The organism is Roseicyclus persicicus (assembly GCF_012395815.1).
GTDB classification, from domain to species: domain Bacteria; phylum Pseudomonadota; class Alphaproteobacteria; order Rhodobacterales; family Rhodobacteraceae; genus Roseicyclus; species Roseicyclus persicicus.
This window is the reverse complement of the sequence record NZ_JAAZQQ010000001.1, coordinates 612,260-634,540: the sequence shown is the minus strand read 5'-3', so window position 1 is coordinate 634,540 and position 22,281 is coordinate 612,260. Positions and strand designations below refer to the sequence as shown.

Here is a 22,281-nt window from a genome sequence, read left to right as displayed (position 1 = left end):
TCGGTGCGCCCTGCCTGCCCGGGCGCCCCGGCGCGGCGGCCCGGTCAGAACACGAAGCCGGGCACCCGCGCAAAGCCCGGCAGAACCGGGGCCGTCGCGTTGAACTCCATCCGCCACGACACCGCGCCGTGCACCTTGTGGCCCAGCCGCATCTCGCCCAGCGCGCCCTGCATGAAGACCGCCGCGATGCGCCCGCCCTCCTTGAGCTGGTCGATCAGCGCCGGGGGGATCTCCTCGACGCCGGCGAAGACGACGATGGCGTCGTAGGGGCCGTTGCGGGGGCTGCCCGCGGCCATCGGGCCGGTCAGCACGGCGGCGTTGTGGATGTCGTGGGCCGACAGCGCGGCCTCGGCCTCGCGGGCCAGGCCCTCGTCCTCCTCCACGGCGACCACGGCCTCGGCCATGCGCGCCAGCAGCGCGGTGGTGTAGCCCATGCCGGGCGCGATCTCGAGCACGAGGTCGGACGGCGTCACCTTCAGCGCGGCGAGCATCTTGGCGATGGTGCGGGGCTCCATCAGCTGACGCCCGGCCGACAGCGGCACCGGGCCGCCGACATAGGCCAGATCGCGCATCCCGCCGGGCACGAAGGCCTCGCGCGGGACGCTGAGCATGGCGTCGAGGATCGGAAAGCTGGTGACGTCCGAGGGACGGATCTGGGTGTCGACCATGGTGCGGCGACGGGCGGCGAAGTCTGCCATGGGAACTGAACCAATTCGTCTAGTTGAGCTGTCGAAGTCTTGGCACAGCCCGCGGGATCGCGCAACGGGCGGCTGCGTCTCTGCGACGTTTGCCCCCTTTCGCGCCTTGCGCGGGGCGCCCCGTTGCGATACCTGACACGGTATCCCGGCGACGGCGAGTTGGCGGAGTGGTTACGCAGCGGATTGCAAATCCGTGCACACCGGTTCGATTCCGGTACTCGCCTCCAAATCTTTTCAAGCACTTAGACGAAAAACAGAGGGCGCCCCGAGAGGCGCCCTTGTCGTTAGTAAGCGGAAAGTAAGCCGCTCAGGCGGGTGCGCTGGACGACCTGCTGATGCTGTCGGCCATGAGCTGCGCCGCCTTCGCCGCCAGATCGAGATCGGCCGCCACCGCATCTTTGCCGAGCGCCTCGGCCTCCTCGGCCTCGGTCAGGATATCGGAGTGCCCGCCGAGCCCGACCCACTCCTGCGCATGCCTGCGCTGCACCACCGCGAGAAGGTCCTGAGAGATCCCGACCAGCACCAGGATCGCGTCGCTCTCGGCGCAATGCGAAAGCGCGTTGGTGTCCTGCGACAGCGCGTCGATCGCGGTCAAAACCCCACGCAGGCGGTTGATGGCGTCCTCGGTATTTTCGAAGTTGCGGCGCTGGTGCAGCGAAAGCTTTTCGACGGTCATTGTCATGGTCTCCTCATGGGGGTAATGGTGACACAGGCACAATATCAGGGGCAGAGAATGGTGACAAGTGCACAAATTCGGGCGGCGCGTGCGCTCCTCAACTGGTCGGTGCGCGACCTCGCCGAGCATGCTGGCGTCCACCGGAACACCGTCACGCGCGCGGAGACGGAAGCCACCGGACCTGGATACGCGCACGCGACCATCGAGCGCGCCCTGGTCGAGGCCGGTGTCGAGTTCATCCCCGAGAACGGGGGCGGCCCCGGCGTGAGGCTCAGGAAGCTCGATCCTTGACGCGGCCCATTTGACGTGCCAGGTTTCAGGGAGCGGCGGGTGTCGGCCGCTACATCCTATAGTCCTGCCCCAACGCCATCGCCGCAGATGGCACAGCCAAGGGGTAGCAGGGCAAGGCTCCGCGGTAAGGCGCATATCCACTGAAACAGCGCATCAGCGCATTGAAAGGGTATGTCCCATGAAGAGCTTTAAGACCCCCACCGAAGAACGTCTCGCCAAGCGCATGCAGAAACGGCTAGCCAAGATCGGCTTCAAGCTCGTAAAGCGTGGAGAGGGTTACGCGATCCTCGTCTTCAATGAAGTCGTCGGGTCGTGGATCGAGGCGGATGGCATGTCGCCGGTACCTTATAGCCTGAGTGTCGAAGACGTGATCCGGCTGACCCATGAGTATGTGTGCGAGGCAGAGATCGAGAGCTTGGCGGCCTAGCGGCGCGTTCCTTGGGGCTTGCTGCCGTAGCGGGAGCCGAGCGCGCGGTCGAACCTGCCCGAGGCGATAGCGCGGCCCACTGCGACCTCGATGAGGCGCTGGCCATCGGGGCCGCGGCTTTCCCGCGTCTCGACCTGCTCGCCCGAGTTGTTGATGACGTTCACCGTGACGCCGGGGCCGCTGTTCCCGCCGACGTCAGGCACCACCGTGCCAGGGGCGTGCGGAGCGAACAGCTCCGGGCCGTTCTCGCCCACCATGTAGGCATGACCAGAGGACACGGGGCCGCCGCCTGCGCGGAAGCCGCCGAAGATGCTGGAGAACAGCGGCCCGAGGAGCCCGCCGCCCATCTGGGGCCCGGCGAGGGGACCGTCGCCGAACAAGGCTGCCTCCAGCGCCGCGCGGGCGATGGTGGCCGCCAGCCGCTGGAATACCTCGGTCAGGTCCTCGCCCGCCACGATGGCGTCCAGGAAGCCGTCCTGCATCGTCTGCTGCTGGGCCTCCAGGAACTCCATCGCCTCGGTCAGTTGCTCCACCTCGTCGGCGAGTTGCGCGGCGCGCGCACGGCCGCCCCCTGTGCCCGGCAGGTCGCCGGCCTCACCCGGCCCGAGGAAGCTCGCCTCCAGCGCCGCGTCGGCCTCTTCCAGCGCCAGCTCCGTGAGGGACAGCTCGGCCCTGAGCCGCTGCATCGCCAGGACGTGCATGCGGTCCACCGCGGACCCGTGCAGCTCGGTCCCAAGCCCCATGTTCGGCGCCCCGATCGGGGACCAGTACCCATCTCGCTCCTGACCTCGGAACAACTCGATCTGCTCCATCCGGTTGCCGATTTGCATTCGCTGCTGGTCCTGGAGGTTCTGGAGCTGCATGCGCTGCTCCTCGCCCCGGATGCGCAGGAGCTGCATCTCAACCTCCAGCACCTCGCGCCGGGCCTCGAACTCGGTCCGGGAGTTGGCAACCACGCGGGCGGCCAGCCCGGTCGAGGCGCCGCCGCTGGCGTGAATGGCTTGCGTGTAGGCGTCCTGGAGATCGGACAGCTCGGCGATGCTCGCCCGCATGGCACTTAGCCCGCCCGGCATCTGCGTGAGCTCAGCGATCAGGTCGCCTGTCACATCCTCGGCCCGGAGCGCGTTGGCGATGAAGGGCAGGAAGGCGCCCGCCGCCGCGCCCAGCGCAATGCCCAGGGGCCCGAAGGCGAGCGTCAGGTCGGGAAGCTGGATCGCCAGCGCCTGGAGCGGCCGGCCGGTCGCGCTGGCCTGCTGGGCGACCTGGGAGAGCTGCATCATGGTGTTGCGCAGACCTGCCCCGCCCATGCCCTGGGCCGCACGGGCGGTCGTGTTGAAGCCGTTGGTCATCTGCGCCGCCGAGCGCGCGACCTGCGCGCCCGTGGCCGTTGCCTGGTCGCCCATGCGGTCAAGGTCCCGGGTGCCCTGCCGCAGCCGCGTGCTGTCCACCGCGATGGCGAGCGTTGCGATATCGACCATCGGCCTATTCCTTGAGGTCGTGGCCCGCGTCGCGGAAGCGCGCGAGGATTTCGTGGGTCAGCACGTCGCGCACCTTGGCCTTGAGGAGGAACACGTCCTCGGGAAGCCATGGGACGATCTTGCCGTTCTCAGCCCGCGCCAGCTCGCAGCCGCGCATCTTGAAGGGCCAGATCCGCAGGGTGAAGGAGGCCAGGACCTCGAAGCTGTCCACCACCTGCGGCGGCTGGTACAGCTCGATGTCCCGGACCTCCAACCCGGCGATCTCGGCGCCCCGGGCCATCAGTACAGCCCGAGGATGCCGGTCGCGGTCGTCCCGGTCTCCAGCACGCGGCGGGCGCGCACCGGCAGGAAAGTCCCTGCCGCCACGTTCTCGAAAACCCCCTCGGTGTTGTCGGAGGCCCGCACCGCCACGTCGCCAGCGTTGCCCACGTAGAGGCCCCGGCAGATGACGCCGAGATCCGTCGTGTCGGAGGGCGTGACCTGGATCAGGCCCTCGGCCGGGTCGTTCAGACCCGACCGGCGATCATCGAATGGATCACGGGTCATCAGGCGGCCGCCTCGACCCGGGCGATCAGGAAGGCGAGGCCCACGGCCTTGCGCTCCACCACGCGGTTCCAGTTGGCCGCCAGGGCCAGCTCGGCGATGGTCGGGCTCTCGCCCGCGACCGACCCCTCGAGCCACTGAAAGCCCGCCGGGTGCATCGCCATGTTGATGCGCGAGTGCAGGATCTGCTGGCCGCCACCGTTGCCGGCGCCGGGCAGGTTCTCCACCTCGGTGCCCTGCGCGATGCGCGGCGCGGTCAGACCCCAGCCCACGGCCCCCGGCCCGAACAGGACGGTCGTGTAGTCGCCGCTCGACACGGGCAGAAGGTCGTCCACGATCACAGCCATCCCGCGGAAGGTGCGGATCATGCCGCCCTGACTGTCCGGGATGGTCTCGATCATGTCGTTCTTCAGCGCCAGCGTGTAGACGTCCGAGTGCATGGCGATGCCCGAGACGGCGCCCATCTGGTCGCCCATGGTCGCGGCGGCGTCGATCACCGCAGACGCCGAGAACACGGCCGCGGCCCCGGTCTCGCCGGAGATGTCCACCACCATGTCACCGCTGTCGTTCGCCACGTTGTCGGCCAGGATGCCGTTGAGCGACGAGATCAGCCGGCGCTGGAGCTGCCGCGTCCAGTAGGCCGCCGCGCGGTCCTGGATGCGCTGGAGCGCGTTGGCGCCGGCAAGCTCGCTCGCCAGGTTCATCGCGGACCAGGAATTATGCAGGAAGCTCTTGCGGACCACCTGCTTGCCGGTCCCGATCTTGCGCGGGGTCGCGGTCGAGGCCGGGTTGTCGTTGGTGATGTTCGCCTCGTCGTCGGCGATGTCGTTCCAGAAGGGAACGGCGAAGGAGTCCGCACCGGCCTGGAGCTGCTGCTCCATCGCCGCGTTTCGCGCCACGATGCCGGCCTGCACCAGAGCGCTGGTCTCCATGGTGTTCTGCACCACGTAGTCGGTGAATACGGTAGGGACGATCACGTCCGCGAGTTGGACGACAGCCATAGCTGCACCTCATGTCTCTCGATTTCGGGGAAAGACGCCGCGCCCCTCTGAGGCGCTGTCGGTGCGGCTCGGCCGCTGGGGACGCGCGGGCGGCTGACCTCGGGCCATGCCGCCACGCGCTGGTTGCAGTCTACCGCAGGCCGAATCGCGGTTCAACCTTCGCCTGCCGGTCCTTTGGGGGAACTCGGATGCCGCCGGAGTTGGACCCCGGAGGCTTCCCGGAGCCGCCCTTGAACTCGGAAACCAGCACCTGGTCGAAGCCGCCATGGGCCTCCAGCGCCCGGCGCACATCGGAGGCCGTGAACTGCGCGTCACGCTTGCCGCCGGCCTCCTCGATCTTCACCGGCTCGCCCTCGGCGGTCACGAAGCGCACGGCGCCGTCCTCAAGCCGGAAGTCGAAGTGCTCGCGCAGGTCGGGCATCACGTACTTCAGCTTCACCGCGAACAGGTCGCCCAGCACGGCCTCCACCGGCTCGTCCAGCGTGATCCGCCGCACCTCGGCCTCGGCCACCTCGGCGCGGCCGGCGGCCTTGCCCAGCTCCTCCTCCAGCTCCTTTACGCGAGCCTTGAGGCCCTTCACCTCGGCCAGGAGCTCCTTGTTCTTCGCCACAAGACCGCTGGGCTCCAGCCCGTCCTTGTCGTCGTCGTCAGCCATCCTGCTGTCCTTTCATCGCTACAGCCTCAATTCGGCCACCCGGCAGAAGTGCCGCGGTGCCGTCACCAGCGCCGCCACACCGGCAAGCGCGTTCGCCCGGTCGTCGTGACCGCCCGGCGGGTGATCCACCATGTCCCGCCCACTGCGGCCCGTGCGGCGCTCCAGCGCCTGCAACTGCCGCGCCAGCCGCGGACAAGGGGGCAGCTCGACCCGCCCCGAATTCATCGCCGCCAGGAGCTCCAGGTACAGCGCCGACCGGTCCAGCTCGCTGACCTCGTACCGGATGCCCCAGCGCAGGAACTCGTCGCGCGGCCAGCGGCCTGCGTACCGGTCCCCCGTCACCTCGCGCAGCTCGTACCGCTTCAGGAGCGACGAATATTCCTCCACGATCTGCGCCGGGCTCCCATGGGCGCCCCGTACCAGGTCCACCACCACCGCGTCGCCCTCCCGGTGCGCGATCGACAGCGTGAACTCGTCCGCGCCACCGCCCGCAGGGTCCACGAAGGCGACGTACCGCTCGCCCCGCACCGGGGGCAGCTCCAGCGGCTTCGGCCGCGTCGCCTGCTCGATCAGCTCGGGCGCGATCAGCGACGCGATGTCGGTGCGGAACTCGGCCAGGTACTCGGCCTTGGCCCGCGCCGGGTCCTCCCGCATGGCCTCCTCGATCACCCGCTCGGGCAGCGTCGGGTTCATCGTCCGCGATGGCGCCTGCGCGACCAGCACACGCCCGCTCTCGCCCCCAAAGTGCCGGCGGTAGGTCTCCCACAGCATGCCCCGCCGCGCGTAGGGCGAGGACAGGGCCACCAGCCGCCCGTCCAGCGTCGCTAGGGCAGGACGAAGAGCCGCGATGATCTCGGCATCAGGCGAGGCCCCCTCGACCTGCCAGAAGGCTATCTCGTCGCAGACCACGGCCGCCAGCGTGTAGCCGCGGACCGACCGGAAGCTCGCCGTACCGATCTCGATGGCGCAGCGGTTGGACAGCTCCAGCCCGGTCTCGGTCTCCCGCACCACCATGCGGCGCAGCATGGGGTTCTCGAACAGGCCCCGGACGTAGCGCATCAGGGTGCGGGCCTGCGCCCGGTCGGCCGCGATCAGGAGGACAGTGGCCCACTCGCCCGGTGACAGCCGGTCCCGGTGATCGCGGAAGGCCGCCTCGAAGCCCGCAACCAGCGCCGACACGTTGCTCTTGCCGCCCCGCCGGCCCACAGCCAGCCACAGCTCGCGCAGGGTGTCCGGTGTCGCCTCCTCGCGCCCGGTGATGGACGCCACCAGCGCCCGGTCCTCGTCGGTCAGGTCGAGGCCATAGAAGGCCGCCAGGAGGGCGCGCCAGCCCGCGAAGGACGGCCCGCCGAACTGGTCGCCGAACAGCGCCGGGTCGGTCATGGCGTCGAGGATGGTGAAGCCGTCAGCCATCGCCGCCCGCCTTGGCCTTCGCCATGTACTCCCGCAGGTCGGTCACGTCGCGCGCCACCCGGTCGAGGCCCAGCTTGGCGAAGATGCCTTGCAGGGAGTTGCTGGCATACACCCACCGGGACACGTCGAAGTCCTCGGGGCGCCCCTCGGCCAGCGCCCGCTCGGCCTCCCGTATCCAGTGCTCCAGCCACAGGGCACGCTCGCACAGGCTGCGCTTGGCATAGGACATGCGGTCAGCCCCGCCCAGGTCGTCGGTCAGCTCCTGCCACCGGGCGCGCATCTCGGCGGCCAGCGCGGTGCGGCCGTCCATCCGGTCGAGGTATCCCGCTTCGAAGCGGTCGGGGACCACGGGTTTGGGCACGTTCTCAGCCTTTCTCGCTTACACTTGGCTTACTATTGCATGATGATCGGAAGATCACCAATGCATAACAAGCCTTTGCACGTTGATTGCACCGGATACAGTGTCCGATGCGTGCTATCAGGGGCACTTTCGGCCCTCGATCGGCTCCGACCCCTGCCCCAGCCCGTATTGGCGTGAGCATCAACTTGCTGCTCACCATCAGCGATGTCCTCTTCCAAGTTGGAAGTGCGGATCGCCCGACTGCTCCTGTCGCAAGTTGCGACAGCGCGGCGGTACGTTGGCCCGACCGTTTATCAGGCTGGCATGGTAAAGCCCCCTGAGGCGTAGCGGTGCCGGAGTGGTCCTGTGCTTGGGCAAGTTGCCCAAGGACGCGCGCCCCTGCCGTCGATGCGTCGGGTAGGAGAGCGCAGGGCGTAGAGGTCGCGCCCCCATGGGGCTGGTAGATAAGGGTGTCCTGCTCAGCATGACGTGCCGGGCGATTTTCGGGGCCTTTCGTCCTGCTCAGCATGACGTGGCCGCCTCTGACGTCCTGCCTGCCATGACGTGGTGTTCCGCTTCGTCCTGCTGGGCATGACGTGGCGTCCTGCTACGCATGACAGGCTTCTGCCTTCCGTTCCTGCCGGAGGGGTTGTTGGTGCGGATGTCGGCGAAGGGGAATTCGCGGTCGGGCTTCCAGTCGCGGAACAGGTTCCGCGGCCTTCGGCCTTCTCCCGGTAGCGCAATCTCGGTCAGCTCATACTGATTGCCGCGGGCAGCGCCCTTGAGCCCCAGGCATGCCGCCTGCGTCACCGCCAGCCACCCCTTGCGCTGGAGGTCGCGCAGCGCGAGCGCGGCTGTTTCCCGCGAGCACCCGAGGAGGTCGGCCGCCTGTCGCACTGACATCTCGATACGCCCGTTGTTGTTCGCCTGAGGCCCTTTCCATTCGAGCTTGAGCCATGGGTAAAGCGCCTGCGCATGGACGCTGAGCGCGCGCCAGGCGGGCGCCTCCATGTTGACCCGCAGCATCTTGGTGAAGTGCTCCGGGGCGCCTTCGTTTCGCCGGTCGCGGCCCATGTCATGCCACCTGCTCGGCGAAGCGCATCATCAGGGCGCGCTCTTCCGCCTCGATCCTCTTGAGCTGGTCGAGCCGCCACCGCGGGAGGTGATCCTCGATCGCGTCGCGCACCATCTCGCGCAGCGTATGGGGCGGGATCGCGTCCAGCTCGGCCGCGAAGGAATAGGGCCACCGCTGGTCGGCGACGGTCTTGCGCTTCGCCGGGCGGGTCGGGAGGTCCATGGCCTGCACCTGCTCGAAGCTGAGCCCGAGGGAGTTGAACTCCACCGGCACCCCGTACTCAGCGCCAAACCTCTCGACCTTCTCCTGCAACGACAGCTCGGCGTCCTTCCCGCTCCGGTCGAAATCGTACAGGCTGTAGATCACCAGGGTGCGCTCGGTGCGCCTCATCCTGTCGACAGCCTCATGGGCGAAGGTCTCGGACGTGTAACCGCCGGTCGGCATCAGGGGTACATCGTACTCCGCTGTGACCGGGTAGAGCACACCGGCCAGCGCGCTCTTCTCGACCCAGATCTCCACCTCTTCGCCGGCCTCTGCCCACAGGGCCTTGCGGTAGAGCTGCGCCGTGCTCTGGAGCGCATCCTCCACCCCGTCGAAGGTGCGCGGCTTGCGCATGTACCGGGTCGCGTCGGCGATGGCGTTGTACGGCATGCGGCCCTCGCGCCGAAGCTTCAGCACCTGGGACTGTACCTTGGCATACCCCAGCTCGCTTTTCTCGATGCCGGGCATCCGGGCCGTTGTCGCAGCGTAGAATAGGCCCCGCACTGTCACGGGGCCGTGCGCCCTCGCGTAGTCGATGAGGAACGCCGCGCGCTCCTCCATCTCGTCTTTCGTCGCTCGCGCCCGCTTTATCGGGCTGGCCTGATAAACCATATCTCTGCTCGCTGTGCCGTGGGAGTTGCCCCCGGCGGCGCGCGGTGCCATGATACCCCACGAAGCCGTCCAAGCCTCACGAAGTCCCAGCCCCCGCCGTGCCGCCGGCGGGGGTTGTTATTTCTGGGGGGCCAGGGCCTTCACCAGCTCGGCGGCCTGCTTTCGGCACACCGACAGCATCGCATCGGACGCGACGCGCACGGCTTCGACCCGGTGAGGCGGGATCCGCCCCGCGGCAAGCTCTGCTTCGGCCTGAAGCATGGTGCCGGTCAGCAAAGCGATCTTGGTGGCCCGTGCGTTCGCAAGCTCGATGTTCATGCCGCCACCCCCTCGCGGTTCGCGGATAGGAAGGCGGCCAGGTCGGTCTCGCTGTAGCGGACATGGCGCCCGACGCGGATGAAGGGGACGGTCGCCCCGTTCATGCGGTCGCGTTCCAGCCACTTAGGGCTGACGCCAAGGTACTGCGCTGCCTGAACGGTCGTGCGCAGCTTCGGCAGGGTGTTGTGGGTGTCTGTCATGATGCCCTCACGATTGATTGTGAGGGCAGACTGGCGTTAGCCGCCGCTGTCTTTCTTCAACGAAAAATCACGCCCATTCCGTGCCGCCCAAAGGGCATACCGCTCGCCCTCACCGAATGTAGGCCCGCTCTTCGGCTTGTCCTTTCGATTGATGAAGTCCCTGAGCTGTTCAAAGGTCAGGCCATGCCGAAGCGCCACCTTTTCGATCAGCCAATCTCGCTTGCCCTTGAAGCGTCGCCGCTGTCGAAGCCGCTGAGCGATCCGCCAGTATTCGAACTCGGCCATCTCGCGCGCCCACACGGAAGCGATGGCCTGACCGCCCGGGCGCCCACGTTTCATCTTGAGCTCGCCGCGGAAGTACAGCGCCAGAGCTGCGCGCGTGCGGGCCGAAATTGGCCCGCCGCCCTCAAGCAATTCGACCAGGGCTGCAGGCCGGCCGAGCGCCATCTCCCATACCTCGATCGGGTCGGCCAGATCAGCGATGTCGCTCACCCCGCCACCCCCCGGAGCTGCACCACGTTCTCGGCCTTCCGGCGGCCGGGGCTGAGCATGTAGTCGGCGATCCGCTGCATCGCGTCGCGCAGATCCTCGGTCGTGACCTGCACATACCCGGCCGTCACGTCGCCCCCCGAGATGTGGTTGGTCAGCCGCTTGAGCTTGTACGCCGAGATGTCGAGGCGGGCGGCCACCGTGGCAAAGGTGCGCCGCAGGTCGTGCGCCGTCACCCGGAAGCCGGTCGCCCGCTCCAGCCGCGCCAGCGCGCTGCGTAGGTCGGTCGGCACCACGCCCTCGGCATCAGCGAAAACGAATTCGCCGCGGGCCACGTCCTTGCGGGCGCGCAGGAGGTCGGCCAGCTGGTCGGAGAGGGGCAGCTCGTGGTCGGTCCTGTTCTTGGTATTCTCGAAGGTGACAGTCAGCCGGTCGAGGTCCACATCGGCCCAGCGCAGCGGTGCGTATCCATCCTGCGGGTTGCCCAGCACCTCGGCGCGCCTCGCCCCGGTCAGGAGCATGAACAGGAGCGCGTCGCGCAGCTCGGCGTCGTGCTTGAGCCCGACCAGCTCGCCCCGGACGGCCGCGATCCAGTCGGCCAGCCGGTCCTCGGGGATATGCCCGGTCTTGCGCATGGCGGGCGCCCACTGGTTCAGCCGGTTCAGCCGGTCGACCGGGTTGCGCTTGAGGATCGGGTCGTCCTCATCGTCGCTGTCGGCAATCACATGGTTCAGCGCCGCGCGCAGGTAGCGCATGGCCAGATTGGCCTGTGCCGGCGACGCCTCGGCGAGCTTCGCATGCCGGTCGCGGACCATCTTGCCGGTAATCTCCGTGACGGGCTTGTCCAGCCAATCGGCGAAGCGCTGGGCGGCCTCCTCGATGTCGCGCACCGTGCGCGGCTTCTTCGGAGCTCCGCGGCCGTTGCCCTTCTTCTTCGGGGCCTTCGCATAGGCGTCGAAGGCGTCGGCCAGGGTGAGCTGGCGAGCCTTCTGGCGCTTCGCCTCGGCCACCGGGTCCTTGCCCTCGGCGAACTGCGCGGCAAGCTTGAGCGCGGCCTTGCGGGCGGCCTCGGCGCTCATGTCGTCGGCCCGGCCGATCGTCACCCGCCGGTCGCGCCCGTTGACCTTGCGCTGCATGATGTAGGCCCGCGCGCCACCCGCCGAGACCCTGAGACCGAAGCCGCGAAGCTCGGTATCCCACACAAGCACCTGCCCCGCCTCGGGCGGCGCGATCGCCTCCACCGCGGTCTTGGTGAGCTTCTTCCTGTCGGCCATCGGTGCCCCCGTGTAAGCGATTTGTAAGCTGGCGAACCTACTAGATATGTCCGCAGGTGTCCGCTTGTATCGGATACTATGGGCACCAGACGCCTTATTTACAAGGGCTTTGTCGGCTTACATGGGCAAGTGTCTGCGGGCGTCATAGTACAGTGTTTCGGATTGCAAATCCGTGCACACCGGTTCGATTCCGGTACTCGCCTCCAACGCCCCCCTTCCCCGACATCCCCGGTCAGGCGCCCGTGTTCAGCGCCTCCAGCGCCTGCGCGGTCCGGGTCCAGACCTCGGCCAGCGCGGAGGCGTCCTGCGCGTCGGGCGCGTCGCCGTCGCGGATCCGGTCCTCCAGCGCCGCCAGCGCGCCGCGGAGCGCCTGCGCCCCGAACAGCGCCGAGGATCCCGCCGCGTGGTGCACCGCGTCGGCCAGCGACGCGTCGACCGCGCCGGTCTGGAGACGGGCCACGATCGCCGCGATCGCCGCGCCGGTCTCGGACAGGTAGGCGCCGACCAGCGCCCGGACCTTCTCGGGCCCGAGCGCGGCGGCAAGCTCGTCGAGCTGCGCCCGGTCGAGCGGCGCGGGGTCGGCCGCCTCGGCCCCGGGCTCGGACGGCGCCGCGGCGCCGTGCTGCGAGAACCGGGCGAGGACCGCGCGCAGGCCCTTCCGCGAGATCGGCTTGACCAGGATCTCGTCGACCCCCGCGGCGCGGAAACGTTCCTTGTCGGCGGGCGCGGCATGGGCGGTGAGGGCGACGATGGGCAGGCGGGTGCCGCGCGCCTCGGCCGACCGGATCGCGCGCGTCGCCGCGACCCCGTCGAGCACCGGCATCGAGATGTCCATCAGCACGATGTCATAGGCGGTGCGGGCCGCCGCCTCGACCCCCTGCTGCCCGTCATGCGCCTCGTCCACGCGATGGCCGTCCTGCTCCAGGAGGTCGCGCAGGACGACGCGGTTGATGCGGTTGTCCTCGACGATCAGCACCTTCATCGGCGGCACCGGGCCGGGGACGGGCGCCGCGTCGGCCGGGCCGGGGACGGCGGGCGGGAGCGCGGCGGCCAGGCGGGTCACCGACGGCAGCGGCAGGCGGACCCAGAACACGCTGCCCGCGCCCTTCTCGCTTTTCAGCCCCACCTCGCCGCCCATCGCCACGACGAGGCGCCGGACGATGGCGAGCCCGAGGCCGGTGCCGCCGACGGCGCGGGTATAGGAGGTGTCGAGGGTGACGAAATCGTCGAACACGCGGGCCTGGTCGGCGGCGTCGATGCCGATGCCGTCGTCGACGACCCGCAGCTCGACCATGTCGCTGCCGCCGAGGCGCTCGGCCTCGACCCAGATGGTCCCGTTGCGGGTGAACTTGATCGCGTTGCCGACGAGGTTCAGCAGGACTTGGCGGATGCGGGCGGGGTCGCCGACGACCTGGTCGTGCCCCTGCATGTCGACCCGGTGGGACAGCGCGTTGCCGCGATGCTCGGCGACGACGCGCTGGCTTTCGACCAGCTCGCGCAGCAGGGCGGGCAGCGAGAAGGGCTCCTGCGCGAACACGATCTTGCCGGCCTCGGCGCGCGAGATCTCCAGCACGGTGTCGACATGGTGCAGGAGCTGCCGGCCCGAGGCGCGGATGATGTCGAGATACTCGGCCTCGCGGGCGTCGCGGCCGGCGGTGTCCAGCAGTTCCAGCGTGCCGAGCATCCCGTTCAGCGGCGTGCGCATTTCATGGCTCATCACCGCGATCAGGTCGGCCTTGGCCTTCTCGCCGGCGACGGCCTTGTCGCGGGCCTGGATCAGCTCGCGCTCGGCCGCCACGCGGCGCGAGATGTCGCGGGCGAAGGACACGAAGATCTCGCCGCCGCGGGTCTCGGCCGAGGACACCGACAGCTCCATCGGGAACACCTCGCCCGACTTGCGCCGCGCCTCGAGCTGGATCCGGCCCTGCCCGATCATGCGCTTCTGGCCGGTGGCGAGGTAGCGCGCCATGCCGTCCTTGTGCGCCATGCGCAGGTGGTCGGGGACGATCAGGTCCTCCATCCGGGCGCCCAGCGCCTCGTCGCGGGTGTAGCCGAAGATCTGCTCGGCCGCGCCGTTGAACTCGATCACGCGGCTGTCCTCGTCGACCACCAGCACCGCGTCGAGCGAGGTGGCGATGATCGACGCAAGGCGCGCCCGCGTGTGCCGCTCGGCGCGGGCGCGGGCCCGTTCCTGCCGCACGAAATGCGCCAGCAACGCCAGCAGCACGATCATCACGAAGAACAGCGCGGCGGTCAGGGTCGACACCAGCGACAGGGTGGCGGCCACGCCCGTGCGCTGCACGTCCGACTCGCGCGCCAGCGCCGCCACGCCCTCGAGCGTGACGTAGCGCACCTCGGCCCGGATCGCCTCGGTGCGCGCGGACAGGGCCGGCAGCGCGGCGCGGAGCCCGGCGTCGTCCCCGTCGATCAGCGGGACGGTCTCGGCCAGAAAGACGTCGATCCGCCCCAGCGCCGCCACGACGCCCGGATCCTGTCGCATCAGGGCATAGAGCGGGCTGGTGGACAGGATGCGGACGCGGCTGAAAAGGATGTCGAAGCGGTTGCGCACGTCGCGCAGGGACGTGTCAGGCGCGGCGCCGGCGGCGGCGATCGCGGCCTGCAGCGCCAGCACGTCGACATCGGCCTGGGCCAGCGCCCATTGCGTGTTGTCGGAATTCGCCGTGGCCAGCGCGTCGATCTCGCGCCGGACCTCTTGCGCCATCTGCACCAGGTAGCCCAGCGCGAGCGCGATCAGCACGGTGGCCGCCGCCGTGGCGAGGACACGGCGCAGCGCCCGGCCGCGCAGGCGTGACCGCCCGCGGCGGCTCTGGTCGGGGACCGTGCTCAGGGCTGGACCTCGATCCGGTCAAGCTGCCAGATGCTGCGGGCGTAGATCTGCTCGGTCTGGTACTCGGGGTTGCTGTCGAACGGGTAGATCACCCACAGCGGGCCCTTCTCGCGCAGGCTCATGGTCTCGCCGTTGCGCAGGAAGGCGATGATCGGGCCGCCCTCGACGGCGTCCGCCACGGGGATGTCCACGGCGTAGTCGTTCAGCGCGATCGCCCGCAGCGTGGCGCCCTCGGCCCCCACGGCGGCCAGCAGGTCGGCCAGCTCCACCCCCTCGAAGACCTGCACGCCCTCGGTCCAGATCGTCGTGGTCTCGATCGCCACGGTCTCGAACCCCTCGAGCAGCGCCAGGTCGAACTGGGCCGCGCCGTCGGCATTGGTGTGCGCGATGGCGCCCGTCACCGTCAGCAGCACCTCGCCCTCGGCGGGCTCGAGCGCGGCGGCGGCGCCGGCGGCGAACAGGGCGGCCCCGAGGACCATGGACCTGACAATCTGGCGCGTGAACATTCCCGAATCTCCCGACGGCACCATCCCATGGTGCACCTGATGTCTGCGTGTGCGTGTGGTGCCACAGCCACGCCCGCACGTCATCCGCGCAATGGGAGAGCGTTCTATCCTTTGGTATAGGGCGCCCGCGCCGGCACGACCGGCGGCGGCGGCCGCGGAGGCGATTGACGAGGCGCCCGGTCGGCGGCTACCCCGGGGTGGCCGCGACCACGGCGGCCGTTGCGAGGGTCCGCGCGGCCAAGGCCACAATCGGGTGAAGGTCCTGCCGCAATCGGGCGGTAGGTCTGCGGGGCGAAGTTCCGGCCTGTGGCCGCCAAGTCTGGAGTCACCGATGCGCATCCTTGTCGCCGACGATCACGACCTCGTCCGGGAGACCATCGCCGCCTTCCTCAAGGCCGAGGCCGCGGCCGATGTGGCCACCGCGGGCTCCCTGGCCGAGGCCCTGCTGGCGGTGAAGGAGAACGGCGCCTACGACCTCGTGCTGCTCGACTACAACATGCCCGGCATGAACGGGCTCGACGGGCTGCGGCAGATGCGGGCGGCCAACGCCGACAAGCCGGTGGCGATCATCTCGGGCACCACCACCCGCGCCCTCGCCGAAGAGGTGCTGCAGGCCGGCGCCGCGGGCTTCGTGCCCAAGACGCTGGCGTCGAAATCCATGGTCACCGCCGCGCGCTTCATGGCCGCGGGCGAGATCTACGCGCCGTTCCAGCTGGTGCAGCAGAAGGCCGAGGCGGCCTCGGAGCTGCTCACCCCGCGCGAGACCGACGTGCTGCGCGGCATCTGCCGCGGGCAGTCGAACAAGGAAATCGCGCTCGACTACGACCTCCACGAGGCGACCGTGAAGCTGCATGTCAAGACGCTGAGCCGCAAGCTCGGCGCCAAGAACCGCACCCACGCCGCGATGATCGCGCGCGACCGCAACCTCGTCTGACCCCGCGCCGCCGGCCGCGCAGCGCCCGGCCCCGCCGGGCGTCCGGCGCCTGCTCCTATCCGATCGGGTAGGTGCACCTGTCCGACCGATGGCCGACCTCGCCCCCTGCGCAAAAGACCCGGGGATCGCAACCGGTTATGTCTCGCCGCGACCAAACGAGGCTTTCCGATGATCACCCTTCTCAATGCCGCGCCGGACACCGGCAACCAGGGCGTCAGCGCGCTCTGCCATTCCGTCGTCGCCGGGCTCTGGCAGCGCGGCGCCCGCCGCCTCGCCGTCGCCGACCACGGCCGCGGCCTGCGCCGGGCCGACTGGGGCGACGCGCAGGTGGACCTCGTGGGGCTGACCCATCACCGCCGGGTGTGGCGCGGCGACAACCTGCGCGCCACCCACGCGATGCTGCGGCTGGGCGTGCCGGGCACCCTGCCCGCCCGCGTCGTCGCAGGCTCCAGGGCCGTGCTCGACATCTCGGGCGGCGACAGCTTCACCGACCTCTACGGGCCCCGGCGGTTCCGCGCCATGGTGCTGTCCAAGCGGCTGGCGTTGGCCGCCGGCGTGCCCCTGATCCTCCTGCCGCAGAAGCTGGGGCCGTTCCGCGACCCCGCGAACGAGGCCGAGGCGGTCGACATCCTGCGCCGCGCCGCCGCCGTCTGGGTGCGCGACGCCGGCAGCTTCGCCTTCCTGCAGGCGGCGCTTGGCGACGGCTTCGACCCCGCCCGCCACCGCCTGGCCGTCGACGTGGCCGTGGCCCTGCCCGCGCAGGCGCCCGAGGGCCTTGACCGCGAGACCATGGCCTGGCTCGCCCCCGACCGCGGCTTTCCGCTGGCGGGGCTGAACGTGTCGGGGCTGCTGTGCAACGACGCCGCCGGCGCGCGCCGCGCCTTCGGCCTCGCCGACCGCCACGACGCCCAGATCGAGGCGCTGGCCACCGCGCTCCTCGACGCCGACCCGGGCCTGCGGCTGCTGCTGGTGCCGCATGTCCACCGCCCCGACGGCGACCCCGAAAGCGACCTCGACGCCGCCCGGGCGCTGAAGCTGCGCCTTGGTTCGCGGGCCGAGGGGCGCGTGCGGGTGCTCGACGCCCCGCTCCCCGCGACCGAGCTGAAGTGGGTGCTGTCGCGCCTCGACTGGTTCGCGGGCGCCCGGATGCACGCCACCATCGGCGCCTTCTCCTCGGGCACGCCGACGCTGGGCCTGGGCTATTCCGACAAGGCCGAGGGCGTGTTTGCCGAATGCGGGATCGCCGCGGACGTGGCCGACCTCCGCCGCCTCGACGCCGCCGCGCTCGCCGCCCGCGCCGTGGCCTCCTACGGCGCCCGGGCCGCCCGCGCGGCCGACCTGTCGGCGCGGGTCGCCGGGCTGCGCGCCCGCGCCGCCGCCGAGATGGACGCCATCGCGGCGCAGGCGGGCCTCTGATGGTGCGCCGCGCGACCAAGGGACGGGCGCTCGCCTGGGGCGTGCCGATGCTGGCCGAGGCCGCCGCGCTCGGCCGCTCGGTGGCCTTCGCCTGGGCGATCGGCCCGGACGAGCTTGGCCGCGCCATGATGCTCGCCCTGACCGTGCGGCTGGTGGAAATGGCCAGCGACCTCGGCGCCGACCGGCTGATCCTGCAGGCGAAGGACGGCAATTCCGCCACCCTTCAGGCCGAGCTGCACGGCGCCTTCGCCCTGCGCGGGCTGCTGGGCGCGCTGGTCCTGCTCTGCGCCGCCCCGATCCTCGCCGCCCTCTTTGCCGACGGGCCGTCGGCCGCGTCCTACGCGCTGCTCGCCCTCGTGCCGCTCCTGCGCGGGCTGACCCACCTCGACTATCGCCGGGCCGAGCGCGGCTTTCGCTACCGCCCGATGGCAATGGTCGAGGGCGGCGCGACGCTGGCGATGGCCGCCACGATCCTGCCCGCCGCCGCCGTCCTCGGCGATCACCGGGCGATGGCCTGGGTCCTCATCGCCCACGCCGCCGCGCTGGTCCTGCTGTCCCACGCGGTCGCGTCGCGGCGCTACCGGCTGCGCCTCTCCGCCCCGGCGCTCCGGCGCGTCTGGCGCTTCGGCGCGCCCTTGATGCTGAACGCGCTCCTGATGTTCGTGACCTTCTACGCCGACCGCCTGATCGTCGCCGGGGCCCATGACTGGGCCACGCTGGCGCTCTACGGCGTCGTTCTCCAGCTGGCCCTCCTGCCCGCGCAGATCGTGGGCCGGGCCGCGGGCTCGCTGGTGCTGCCGCGGCTGCGGGCCGCGCTGGCGCAGGGGCGGATGGCGGCGGTCTGGCCGCCCCTCGTCGCCGCCCACGCCGCACTCGCCGCCCTGCTGGTCGCCGGGTTCGCGCTGCTGGCCGCGCCGGTCATCGCGCTGGTCTACGGCGCGGCCTTCCGCCCCGACGCCGCGCTGGCGCTGGCCGTGGGCCTTGCCGCAGGCTTCCGCGTCCTGCGCACCCCCTTCTCGCAGCTGGCCGTCGCCACCGGCCGCACCGGCGACCCCGCCCGCGCCAACCTGGTCCGCGCGCTGGCCCTGATCCCCGCCGCGGGCGCCGCCGACCTCGGCCTGCCGCTGGCCGCCATCGCCGCCGCCGCCGCGCTGGGCGAGGCCGGCGCAACGCTCCGCGCCTGGCACCTCACCCTGCCCCGCCGCCCTGCCCCCATGGAGAGCTTCGCATGACCGCCGATCCGATCACCACCATGGTCGCCTGCAACCTCTGCACCGGCTGCGGCGCCTGCGCCGGGGCATTCCCCGACCTCATCCGGATGGTCGACGACCCCGTGAACGGCCGCCGCCCCGTGGTCGCCGCGACGCCCGAGGCCCGCGCCGCCGCCAAGGACGCCGTGGCGCTCTGCGCGGGCGGGGCCAGCGACTGGACCGCGCTGCCCCGCGCCGACGCCATCGACGCCGACTGGGGCCCGGTGCTGGCCACCTGGGAAGGCTGGGCCGCCGACGACGAGATCCGCCACCGAGGCTCCTCCGGTGGCGCCGTCACCGCGCTGGCCGGCTTCGCGCTGGAGAGCGGCGCGGCCGACGGCGTGGCCCACATCGCCGCCCGCGCCGACGACCCGCGGCTGAACGAGGCCGTCATCAGCCGCGACCGCGCGGGCCTCCTGCGGGGCGCGGGGTCGCGCTATGCGCAGGCGAGCCCGGCCGAAAGCCTCGGCCGCATCGCGCGGGGCGAGGACCGCGTCGCCTTCATCGGCAAGCCCTGCGATGTCGCCAGCGCCCACAAGGCCATGCGCGCCGACGCTGATCTTGCCGCCAAGATCCCGCTGACCATCGCCATCTTCTGCGCCGGCGCACCGAACCTGGTGGCCACCGACAGGCTCCTCGACCGTCTTGGCGTGCCCAAGGACGGCCAGCTGGTCGACCTGCGCTATCGCGGGCAAGGCTGGCCGGGGCTGATGCAGGCCGCGTGGCTGGACGCCGACGGCACCCGCCACGTCTCCGAGGGTATCCCCTATGCCGAGGGCTGGGGCCGCATCCTGCAATCGGAACGCCGTTGGCGCTGCCGGGTGTGCGCCGACCACACCGGCGCCTTCGCCGACATCTCGGTGGGCGACCCGTGGCACAACCCGCCCGAGGGCCACACCGACGCGGGCCGTTCGCTGATCGTGGCGCGCACGGCGCGCGGCCGCGCCTTTGTCGAGGCCGCCATCGCCGCGGGCGTGCTGGTGGCGGAACCCCGCGGGCGCGACGTGATCGCCGCCGCCCAGCCCAACCTTAAGGCGACCCATGGCGCCGTCTGGGGCCGCCGCGTGGCGATGCGGGCCGTGGGCCTGCGGGCGCCGCGTGACCGGGGCCTCGGCCTCTTCGCCATGTGGTGCGGGCTGCCCCTGCGCGAAAAGCTGCAGTCGGTCGCCGGCACCTGGAAGCGGGTGGTGCGGGAACGGCTCTGGCGCCCCGTCGTGGTCGGTGCCGCGAAATGATGACGCTGGCCCGGGCCTTTGCCGAGGGGCGGAGTGGCAACCTCGACGGCTTGCGGCTGATGCTGGCCGCCGCTGTCGTGGTGAGCCACGCCTGGCCGCTGGCACTGGGGCCCGGCACCGCCGAGCCGCTGGCGGGGCTCACGGGCCATGCGCTTGGCGGCTGGGCCGTGGGCCTGTTCTTCTTCCTCTCGGGGCTGCTCGTCACCGCCAGCGCCGAGCGCCGCACGGCCCGCGCCTTCTGGGCCGCCCGGATGCGCCGGATCGTGCCGGGCCTCGGCGCGGCGCTCCTCGTCACGCTGGGCCTTGCCTATGCCAGCGGCGCCACCGCGGGGCTGGCCGAGGCCGCCGCCTGGGTCCTCCGCGCCCTCACCCTCGTCTCGATCGAGCACCGGCTGACCGGCGCCTTCGCCGCCAACCCCTATCCGCTCGTCCTGAACGGCCCGCTCTGGAGCCTGTTCCACGAGGTCGCGGCCTATGCGCTGTGCTTCGCCTTCGTCGCGCTCGGCGGTACCCGCCGGCCCTTCGCGGTCGCCGCCCTCCTGACCCTGTCCACCCTCGCCGCGCTCCTTGCCGACGCGCTGCCGGGCCGCATCGGCACCTTCGCCCCCCTGTTCGCCGCCTTCGCCCTCGGCATGGCCGCGCATATCTTCCGGGCGCGCCTGCCCCTGTCGCCCGTCCTCGCCCTCGCCGCCCTGCCGCTCGTCGCCGTCGCGCCTTGGCCCCTCGCCATCGCCGCCCTCGCCTACGCCGCGCTCACCCTCGCGCTCCGCGCCCCCGCCCCGCCCCTGCCCGGCGACATCTCCTACGGCGTCTACATCTACGGCTGGCCCGTCGCGCAGACGATCGTCCACCTCCTGCCCGGCATCGGCCCCGTGGCGCTGGCCGCCCTCAGCCTGGCCGCCACCCTGCCCCTCGCCATCGCCAGCTGGCACCTGGTCGAGCGCCCCGCGCTCCCCCGCCGCGCGGTCACGGTGTAGACCATGACCACCGCCGCCGCCCCCTCCAAGGTCAAGCGCGTCTTCGGCGTCCCCGTCGCCGTCGCGCTGTTCTTCGTCGCCATGATGCTGCCGACGGCGGTGTCGGTGAACCTGGGCGGCCTGCGCCTGTCGGCCTACCGGGTGGTGCTGATCGTGATGTTCCTGCCCATGCTGATCCAGCTCCTGTCGGGGCGGGCGGGCCGCATCCACATCTTCGACATGCTGGTCTTTGCCCACTGCGCCTGGGCGCTGCTGGCGCTCATCAACTGGGGCGGCGTGGCGCAAGGGATCGAGTCGGGCGGCATCTACATCGTGGAATTCGCCGGCGCCTACCTGCTGGCGCGCGTCTACATCCGCGGCTACGCCGATTTCGCCGCGATGGCGCGGCTCTACGTGGGCCTCGTGCTGGGCACGCTCCTGTTCACCATCCCCGAGGCGCTGACCGGCGTGCACATCCTGCACGACACCATCTCGGGCGCGCTGGGCGGGCCGATGGCGCCCTTCATCGAGCCGCGCATGGGGCTGGAGCGCACCTTCGGCCCCTTCGACCACCCGATCCTCTACGGCGTGTTCTCGGCCGCGGCCTTCTCGCTGGCCTATTTCGTCCTCGCCGAGGCGCGGCTGATGAACGGCCGCGGCATGGCCAAGGTCGTGGGCGTCGGGCTCGCCACCTTCATGTCGGCCTCGGGCGGGCCTTACGTCGTGCTGATGATGCAGTGCTTCGTCGCGGCGTGGCAGCGGGTGCTGGGCAAGATCCAGGGCCGCTGGGCCGCGCTCTTCACGCTCTTCGCCCTGATGTACATCGCCATCGACCTGTTCTCGACCAAGACGCCCTTCCACGTCTTCGTGAACAACTTCACCTTCTCGCGGCAGTCGGCCTACAACCGCATCCTGATCTTCGAATACGGCACCGCCGAGGTCGCCCGCCACCCGATCTTCGGTATCGGGCTGGGCGACTGGGAACGCCCCAGCTGGATGTCCGACAGCATGGACAACTTCTGGCTCGTCACCGCCGTGCGCTACGGGCTGCCGGCCTTCTTCCTGCTGGTGGCGCTGCTGCTCGGGCTGATCTGGGCCGCGGGCCAGCGCAAGGGCCTGCCGGCGGACTGGCGCCGCGCGCGCCACGCCTGGGCCTTCACGCTGTTCGGCATCACCGTCGCCGCGGCCACCGTGCACCTGTGGAACGCGCTCTTCGTGCTGTTCCTGTTCCTGATCGGCGCGGGCGCCTGGCTGCTCGACGCCAAGCCCGGCCCCGCCCGCCCCGCCGTCCCCGGCGCGGCCCGCCGCCCCCGCCCGACCATCGCCGCCCGGCCGCTGCAGCCGGCCCGCCTTTTCTGATACCGTCATTCCCCAAGGACCCGCCC

The 22,281-nt window shown here is 70.9% G+C and carries 25 protein-coding genes and 2 tRNA genes; 10 read left to right on the top strand and 17 right to left on the bottom strand.

The window, feature by feature from the left end; all coding sequences use genetic code 11:
• Positions 1-44 precede the first annotated feature (44 nt).
• The gene (locus HCU73_RS03310; protein ID WP_168621962.1) at positions 45-698 is read right to left on the bottom strand and encodes a protein-L-isoaspartate O-methyltransferase family protein; all 654 of its coding nucleotides are present in this window, start codon (positions 696-698) and stop codon (positions 45-47) included.
• Between the two features lie 153 nt (positions 699-851).
• On the opposite strand from HCU73_RS03310, the gene HCU73_RS03305 reads away from it, so the two are divergent.
• Positions 852-925: transfer RNA gene (locus tag HCU73_RS03305), tRNA-Cys, on the top strand.
• An 80-nt stretch (positions 926-1,005) separates the two neighbouring features.
• Here HCU73_RS03305 and HCU73_RS03300 read toward each other — a convergent pair.
• Positions 1,006-1,380 carry a hypothetical protein gene (locus HCU73_RS03300; protein ID WP_168621961.1) on the bottom strand — a complete coding sequence of 125 codons (375 nt, stop codon included), beginning with the start codon at positions 1,378-1,380 and terminating at the stop codon, positions 1,006-1,008.
• A gap of 51 nt (positions 1,381-1,431) precedes the next feature.
• Here HCU73_RS03300 and HCU73_RS03295 point away from each other — a divergent pair, with 51 nt between their 5' ends.
• A complete protein-coding gene (locus tag HCU73_RS03295) occupies positions 1,432-1,665 on the top strand; it encodes a helix-turn-helix domain-containing protein (RefSeq protein WP_168621960.1) in 234 nt (77 codons plus the stop codon).
• Between the two features lie 178 nt (positions 1,666-1,843).
• Positions 1,844-2,092: a hypothetical protein gene (locus HCU73_RS03290; RefSeq protein ID WP_168621959.1), complete on the top strand. Its 249-nt coding sequence runs from the start codon at positions 1,844-1,846 to the stop codon at positions 2,090-2,092.
• Here HCU73_RS03290 and HCU73_RS03285 read toward each other — a convergent pair.
• The 13 genes from HCU73_RS03285 to HCU73_RS03225 form a co-directional block, all read right to left on the bottom strand.
• Positions 2,089-3,570: a hypothetical protein gene (locus HCU73_RS03285; protein WP_168621958.1), complete on the bottom strand. Its 1,482-nt coding sequence runs from the start codon at positions 3,568-3,570 to the stop codon at positions 2,089-2,091. The genes HCU73_RS03290 and HCU73_RS03285 overlap by 4 nt on opposite strands.
• Positions 3,571-3,574: 4 nt before the next feature.
• Positions 3,575-3,850 carry a hypothetical protein gene (locus HCU73_RS03280; RefSeq protein WP_168621957.1) on the bottom strand — a complete coding sequence of 92 codons (276 nt, stop codon included), beginning with the start codon at positions 3,848-3,850 and terminating at the stop codon, positions 3,575-3,577.
• Entirely contained in the window at positions 3,850-4,116 is a 267-nt protein-coding gene (locus tag HCU73_RS03275; protein WP_168621956.1) for a spike base protein, RCAP_Rcc01079 family, read from the bottom strand. Before HCU73_RS03275 ends, HCU73_RS03280 begins: the two co-directional genes overlap by 1 nt.
• Positions 4,116-5,114 carry a major capsid protein gene (locus HCU73_RS03270; RefSeq protein WP_168621955.1) on the bottom strand — a complete coding sequence of 333 codons (999 nt, stop codon included), beginning with the start codon at positions 5,112-5,114 and terminating at the stop codon, positions 4,116-4,118. Before HCU73_RS03270 ends, HCU73_RS03275 begins: the two co-directional genes overlap by 1 nt.
• Positions 5,115-5,244: 130 nt before the next feature.
• Positions 5,245-5,769, bottom strand: coding sequence for a hypothetical protein (locus HCU73_RS03265; RefSeq protein ID WP_168621954.1), 525 nt, complete (start codon positions 5,767-5,769; stop codon positions 5,245-5,247).
• 18 nt (positions 5,770-5,787) lie between these two features.
• A complete protein-coding gene (locus HCU73_RS03260; protein ID WP_168621953.1) occupies positions 5,788-7,182 on the bottom strand; it encodes a hypothetical protein in 1,395 nt (464 codons plus the stop codon).
• Entirely contained in the window at positions 7,175-7,543 is a 369-nt protein-coding gene (locus tag HCU73_RS03255; RefSeq protein WP_210730461.1) for a hypothetical protein, read from the bottom strand. Before HCU73_RS03255 ends, HCU73_RS03260 begins: the two co-directional genes overlap by 8 nt.
• Before the next feature lie 501 nt (positions 7,544-8,044).
• Complete coding sequence (locus HCU73_RS03250; RefSeq protein ID WP_168621952.1) at positions 8,045-8,596, bottom strand: helix-turn-helix domain-containing protein; 552 nt, start codon at positions 8,594-8,596, stop codon at positions 8,045-8,047.
• Position 8,597: 1 nt separating this feature from the next.
• A complete protein-coding gene (locus HCU73_RS03245; RefSeq protein WP_168621951.1) occupies positions 8,598-9,419 on the bottom strand; it encodes a hypothetical protein in 822 nt (273 codons plus the stop codon).
• 168 nt (positions 9,420-9,587) lie between these two features.
• A complete protein-coding gene (locus HCU73_RS03240) occupies positions 9,588-9,788 on the bottom strand; it encodes a hypothetical protein (protein WP_168621950.1) in 201 nt (66 codons plus the stop codon).
• Positions 9,785-9,988 carry a helix-turn-helix domain-containing protein gene (locus tag HCU73_RS03235; RefSeq protein ID WP_210730460.1) on the bottom strand — a complete coding sequence of 68 codons (204 nt, stop codon included), beginning with the start codon at positions 9,986-9,988 and terminating at the stop codon, positions 9,785-9,787. The genes HCU73_RS03240 and HCU73_RS03235 overlap by 4 nt, the downstream gene beginning before the upstream one ends.
• Before the next feature lie 36 nt (positions 9,989-10,024).
• On the bottom strand, positions 10,025-10,480 hold the full coding sequence (locus HCU73_RS03230; protein ID WP_168621949.1) for a hypothetical protein: 456 nt from the start codon (positions 10,478-10,480) through the stop codon (positions 10,025-10,027).
• A complete protein-coding gene (locus tag HCU73_RS03225) occupies positions 10,477-11,751 on the bottom strand; it encodes a tyrosine-type recombinase/integrase (protein ID WP_168621948.1) in 1,275 nt (424 codons plus the stop codon). The genes HCU73_RS03230 and HCU73_RS03225 overlap by 4 nt, the downstream gene beginning before the upstream one ends.
• Positions 11,752-11,889: 138 nt before the next feature.
• Here HCU73_RS03225 and HCU73_RS03220 point away from each other — a divergent pair.
• Positions 11,890-11,957: transfer RNA gene (locus tag HCU73_RS03220), tRNA-Cys, on the top strand.
• A 26-nt stretch (positions 11,958-11,983) separates the two neighbouring features.
• Here HCU73_RS03220 and HCU73_RS03215 read toward each other — a convergent pair.
• Both HCU73_RS03215 and HCU73_RS03210 read right to left on the bottom strand, forming a co-directional pair.
• Entirely contained in the window at positions 11,984-14,509 is a 2,526-nt protein-coding gene (locus HCU73_RS03215) for an ATP-binding protein (RefSeq protein ID WP_168621947.1), read from the bottom strand.
• 86 nt (positions 14,510-14,595) lie between these two features.
• Entirely contained in the window at positions 14,596-15,105 is a 510-nt protein-coding gene (locus HCU73_RS03210; protein WP_168621946.1) for a putative pterin-binding protein, read from the bottom strand.
• 331 nt (positions 15,106-15,436) lie between these two features.
• Between HCU73_RS03210 and HCU73_RS03205 the strand changes: the two genes are divergently transcribed.
• The 6 genes from HCU73_RS03205 (at position 15,437) to HCU73_RS03180 (ending at position 22,255) form a co-directional block, all read left to right on the top strand.
• Positions 15,437-16,039 (top strand): response regulator, encoded by a 603-nt coding sequence (locus HCU73_RS03205; RefSeq protein WP_168621945.1) that lies wholly within the window; start codon positions 15,437-15,439, stop codon positions 16,037-16,039.
• 168 nt (positions 16,040-16,207) lie between these two features.
• Positions 16,208-17,455: a polysaccharide pyruvyl transferase family protein gene (locus tag HCU73_RS03200; RefSeq protein WP_168621944.1), complete on the top strand. Its 1,248-nt coding sequence runs from the start codon at positions 16,208-16,210 to the stop codon at positions 17,453-17,455.
• Complete coding sequence (locus HCU73_RS03195; RefSeq protein WP_168621943.1) at positions 17,455-18,687, top strand: oligosaccharide flippase family protein; 1,233 nt, start codon at positions 17,455-17,457, stop codon at positions 18,685-18,687. Before HCU73_RS03200 ends, HCU73_RS03195 begins: the two co-directional genes overlap by 1 nt.
• A complete protein-coding gene (locus tag HCU73_RS03190) occupies positions 18,684-19,940 on the top strand; it encodes a Coenzyme F420 hydrogenase/dehydrogenase, beta subunit C-terminal domain (RefSeq protein ID WP_210730459.1) in 1,257 nt (418 codons plus the stop codon). Before HCU73_RS03195 ends, HCU73_RS03190 begins: the two co-directional genes overlap by 4 nt.
• Complete coding sequence (locus tag HCU73_RS03185; RefSeq protein ID WP_210730458.1) at positions 19,937-20,917, top strand: acyltransferase family protein; 981 nt, start codon at positions 19,937-19,939, stop codon at positions 20,915-20,917. The genes HCU73_RS03190 and HCU73_RS03185 overlap by 4 nt, the downstream gene beginning before the upstream one ends.
• 3 nt (positions 20,918-20,920) lie before the next feature.
• Positions 20,921-22,255, top strand: a complete 1,335-nt coding sequence (locus HCU73_RS03180) for an O-antigen ligase family protein (protein WP_168621941.1) — start codon at positions 20,921-20,923, stop codon at positions 22,253-22,255.
• Positions 22,256-22,281 lie beyond the last annotated feature (26 nt).

Excerpts from the sequence above, each read along its gene's own strand:
- HCU73_RS03200 (WP_168621944.1), top strand. The coding sequence starts at position 16,208 with ATGATCACCCTTCTCAATGCCGCGCCGGACACCGGCAACCAGGGCGTC.
- HCU73_RS03270 (WP_168621955.1), bottom strand. The coding sequence starts at position 5,114 with ATGGCTGTCGTCCAACTCGCGGACGTGATCGTCCCTACCGTATTCACC.
- HCU73_RS03210 (WP_168621946.1), bottom strand. The coding sequence starts at position 15,105 with ATGTTCACGCGCCAGATTGTCAGGTCCATGGTCCTCGGGGCCGCCCTG.
- HCU73_RS03280 (WP_168621957.1), bottom strand. The coding sequence starts at position 3,850 with ATGGCCCGGGGCGCCGAGATCGCCGGGTTGGAGGTCCGGGACATCGAG.
- HCU73_RS03240 (WP_168621950.1), bottom strand. The coding sequence starts at position 9,788 with ATGAACATCGAGCTTGCGAACGCACGGGCCACCAAGATCGCTTTGCTG.
- HCU73_RS03225 (WP_168621948.1), bottom strand. The coding sequence starts at position 11,751 with ATGGCCGACAGGAAGAAGCTCACCAAGACCGCGGTGGAGGCGATCGCG.
- HCU73_RS03205 (WP_168621945.1), top strand. The coding sequence starts at position 15,437 with ATGCGCATCCTTGTCGCCGACGATCACGACCTCGTCCGGGAGACCATC.
- HCU73_RS03235 (WP_210730460.1), bottom strand. The coding sequence starts at position 9,988 with ATGACAGACACCCACAACACCCTGCCGAAGCTGCGCACGACCGTTCAG.
- HCU73_RS03245 (WP_168621951.1), bottom strand. The coding sequence starts at position 9,419 with ATGGAGGAGCGCGCGGCGTTCCTCATCGACTACGCGAGGGCGCACGGC.
- HCU73_RS03300 (WP_168621961.1), bottom strand. The coding sequence starts at position 1,380 with ATGACAATGACCGTCGAAAAGCTTTCGCTGCACCAGCGCCGCAACTTC.
- HCU73_RS03295 (WP_168621960.1), top strand. The coding sequence starts at position 1,432 with ATGGTGACAAGTGCACAAATTCGGGCGGCGCGTGCGCTCCTCAACTGG.
- HCU73_RS03190 (WP_210730459.1), top strand. The coding sequence starts at position 18,684 with ATGACCGCCGATCCGATCACCACCATGGTCGCCTGCAACCTCTGCACC.
- HCU73_RS03275 (WP_168621956.1), bottom strand. The coding sequence starts at position 4,116 with ATGACCCGTGATCCATTCGATGATCGCCGGTCGGGTCTGAACGACCCG.
- HCU73_RS03310 (WP_168621962.1), bottom strand. The coding sequence starts at position 698 with ATGGCAGACTTCGCCGCCCGTCGCCGCACCATGGTCGACACCCAGATC.
- HCU73_RS03180 (WP_168621941.1), top strand. The coding sequence starts at position 20,921 with ATGACCACCGCCGCCGCCCCCTCCAAGGTCAAGCGCGTCTTCGGCGTC.
- HCU73_RS03195 (WP_168621943.1), top strand. The coding sequence starts at position 17,455 with ATGGTGCGCCGCGCGACCAAGGGACGGGCGCTCGCCTGGGGCGTGCCG.
- HCU73_RS03290 (WP_168621959.1), top strand. The coding sequence starts at position 1,844 with ATGAAGAGCTTTAAGACCCCCACCGAAGAACGTCTCGCCAAGCGCATG.
- HCU73_RS03260 (WP_168621953.1), bottom strand. The coding sequence starts at position 7,182 with ATGGCTGACGGCTTCACCATCCTCGACGCCATGACCGACCCGGCGCTG.
- HCU73_RS03265 (WP_168621954.1), bottom strand. The coding sequence starts at position 5,769 with ATGGCTGACGACGACGACAAGGACGGGCTGGAGCCCAGCGGTCTTGTG.
- HCU73_RS03285 (WP_168621958.1), bottom strand. The coding sequence starts at position 3,570 with ATGGTCGATATCGCAACGCTCGCCATCGCGGTGGACAGCACGCGGCTG.
- HCU73_RS03250 (WP_168621952.1), bottom strand. The coding sequence starts at position 8,596 with ATGGGCCGCGACCGGCGAAACGAAGGCGCCCCGGAGCACTTCACCAAG.
- HCU73_RS03185 (WP_210730458.1), top strand. The coding sequence starts at position 19,937 with ATGATGACGCTGGCCCGGGCCTTTGCCGAGGGGCGGAGTGGCAACCTC.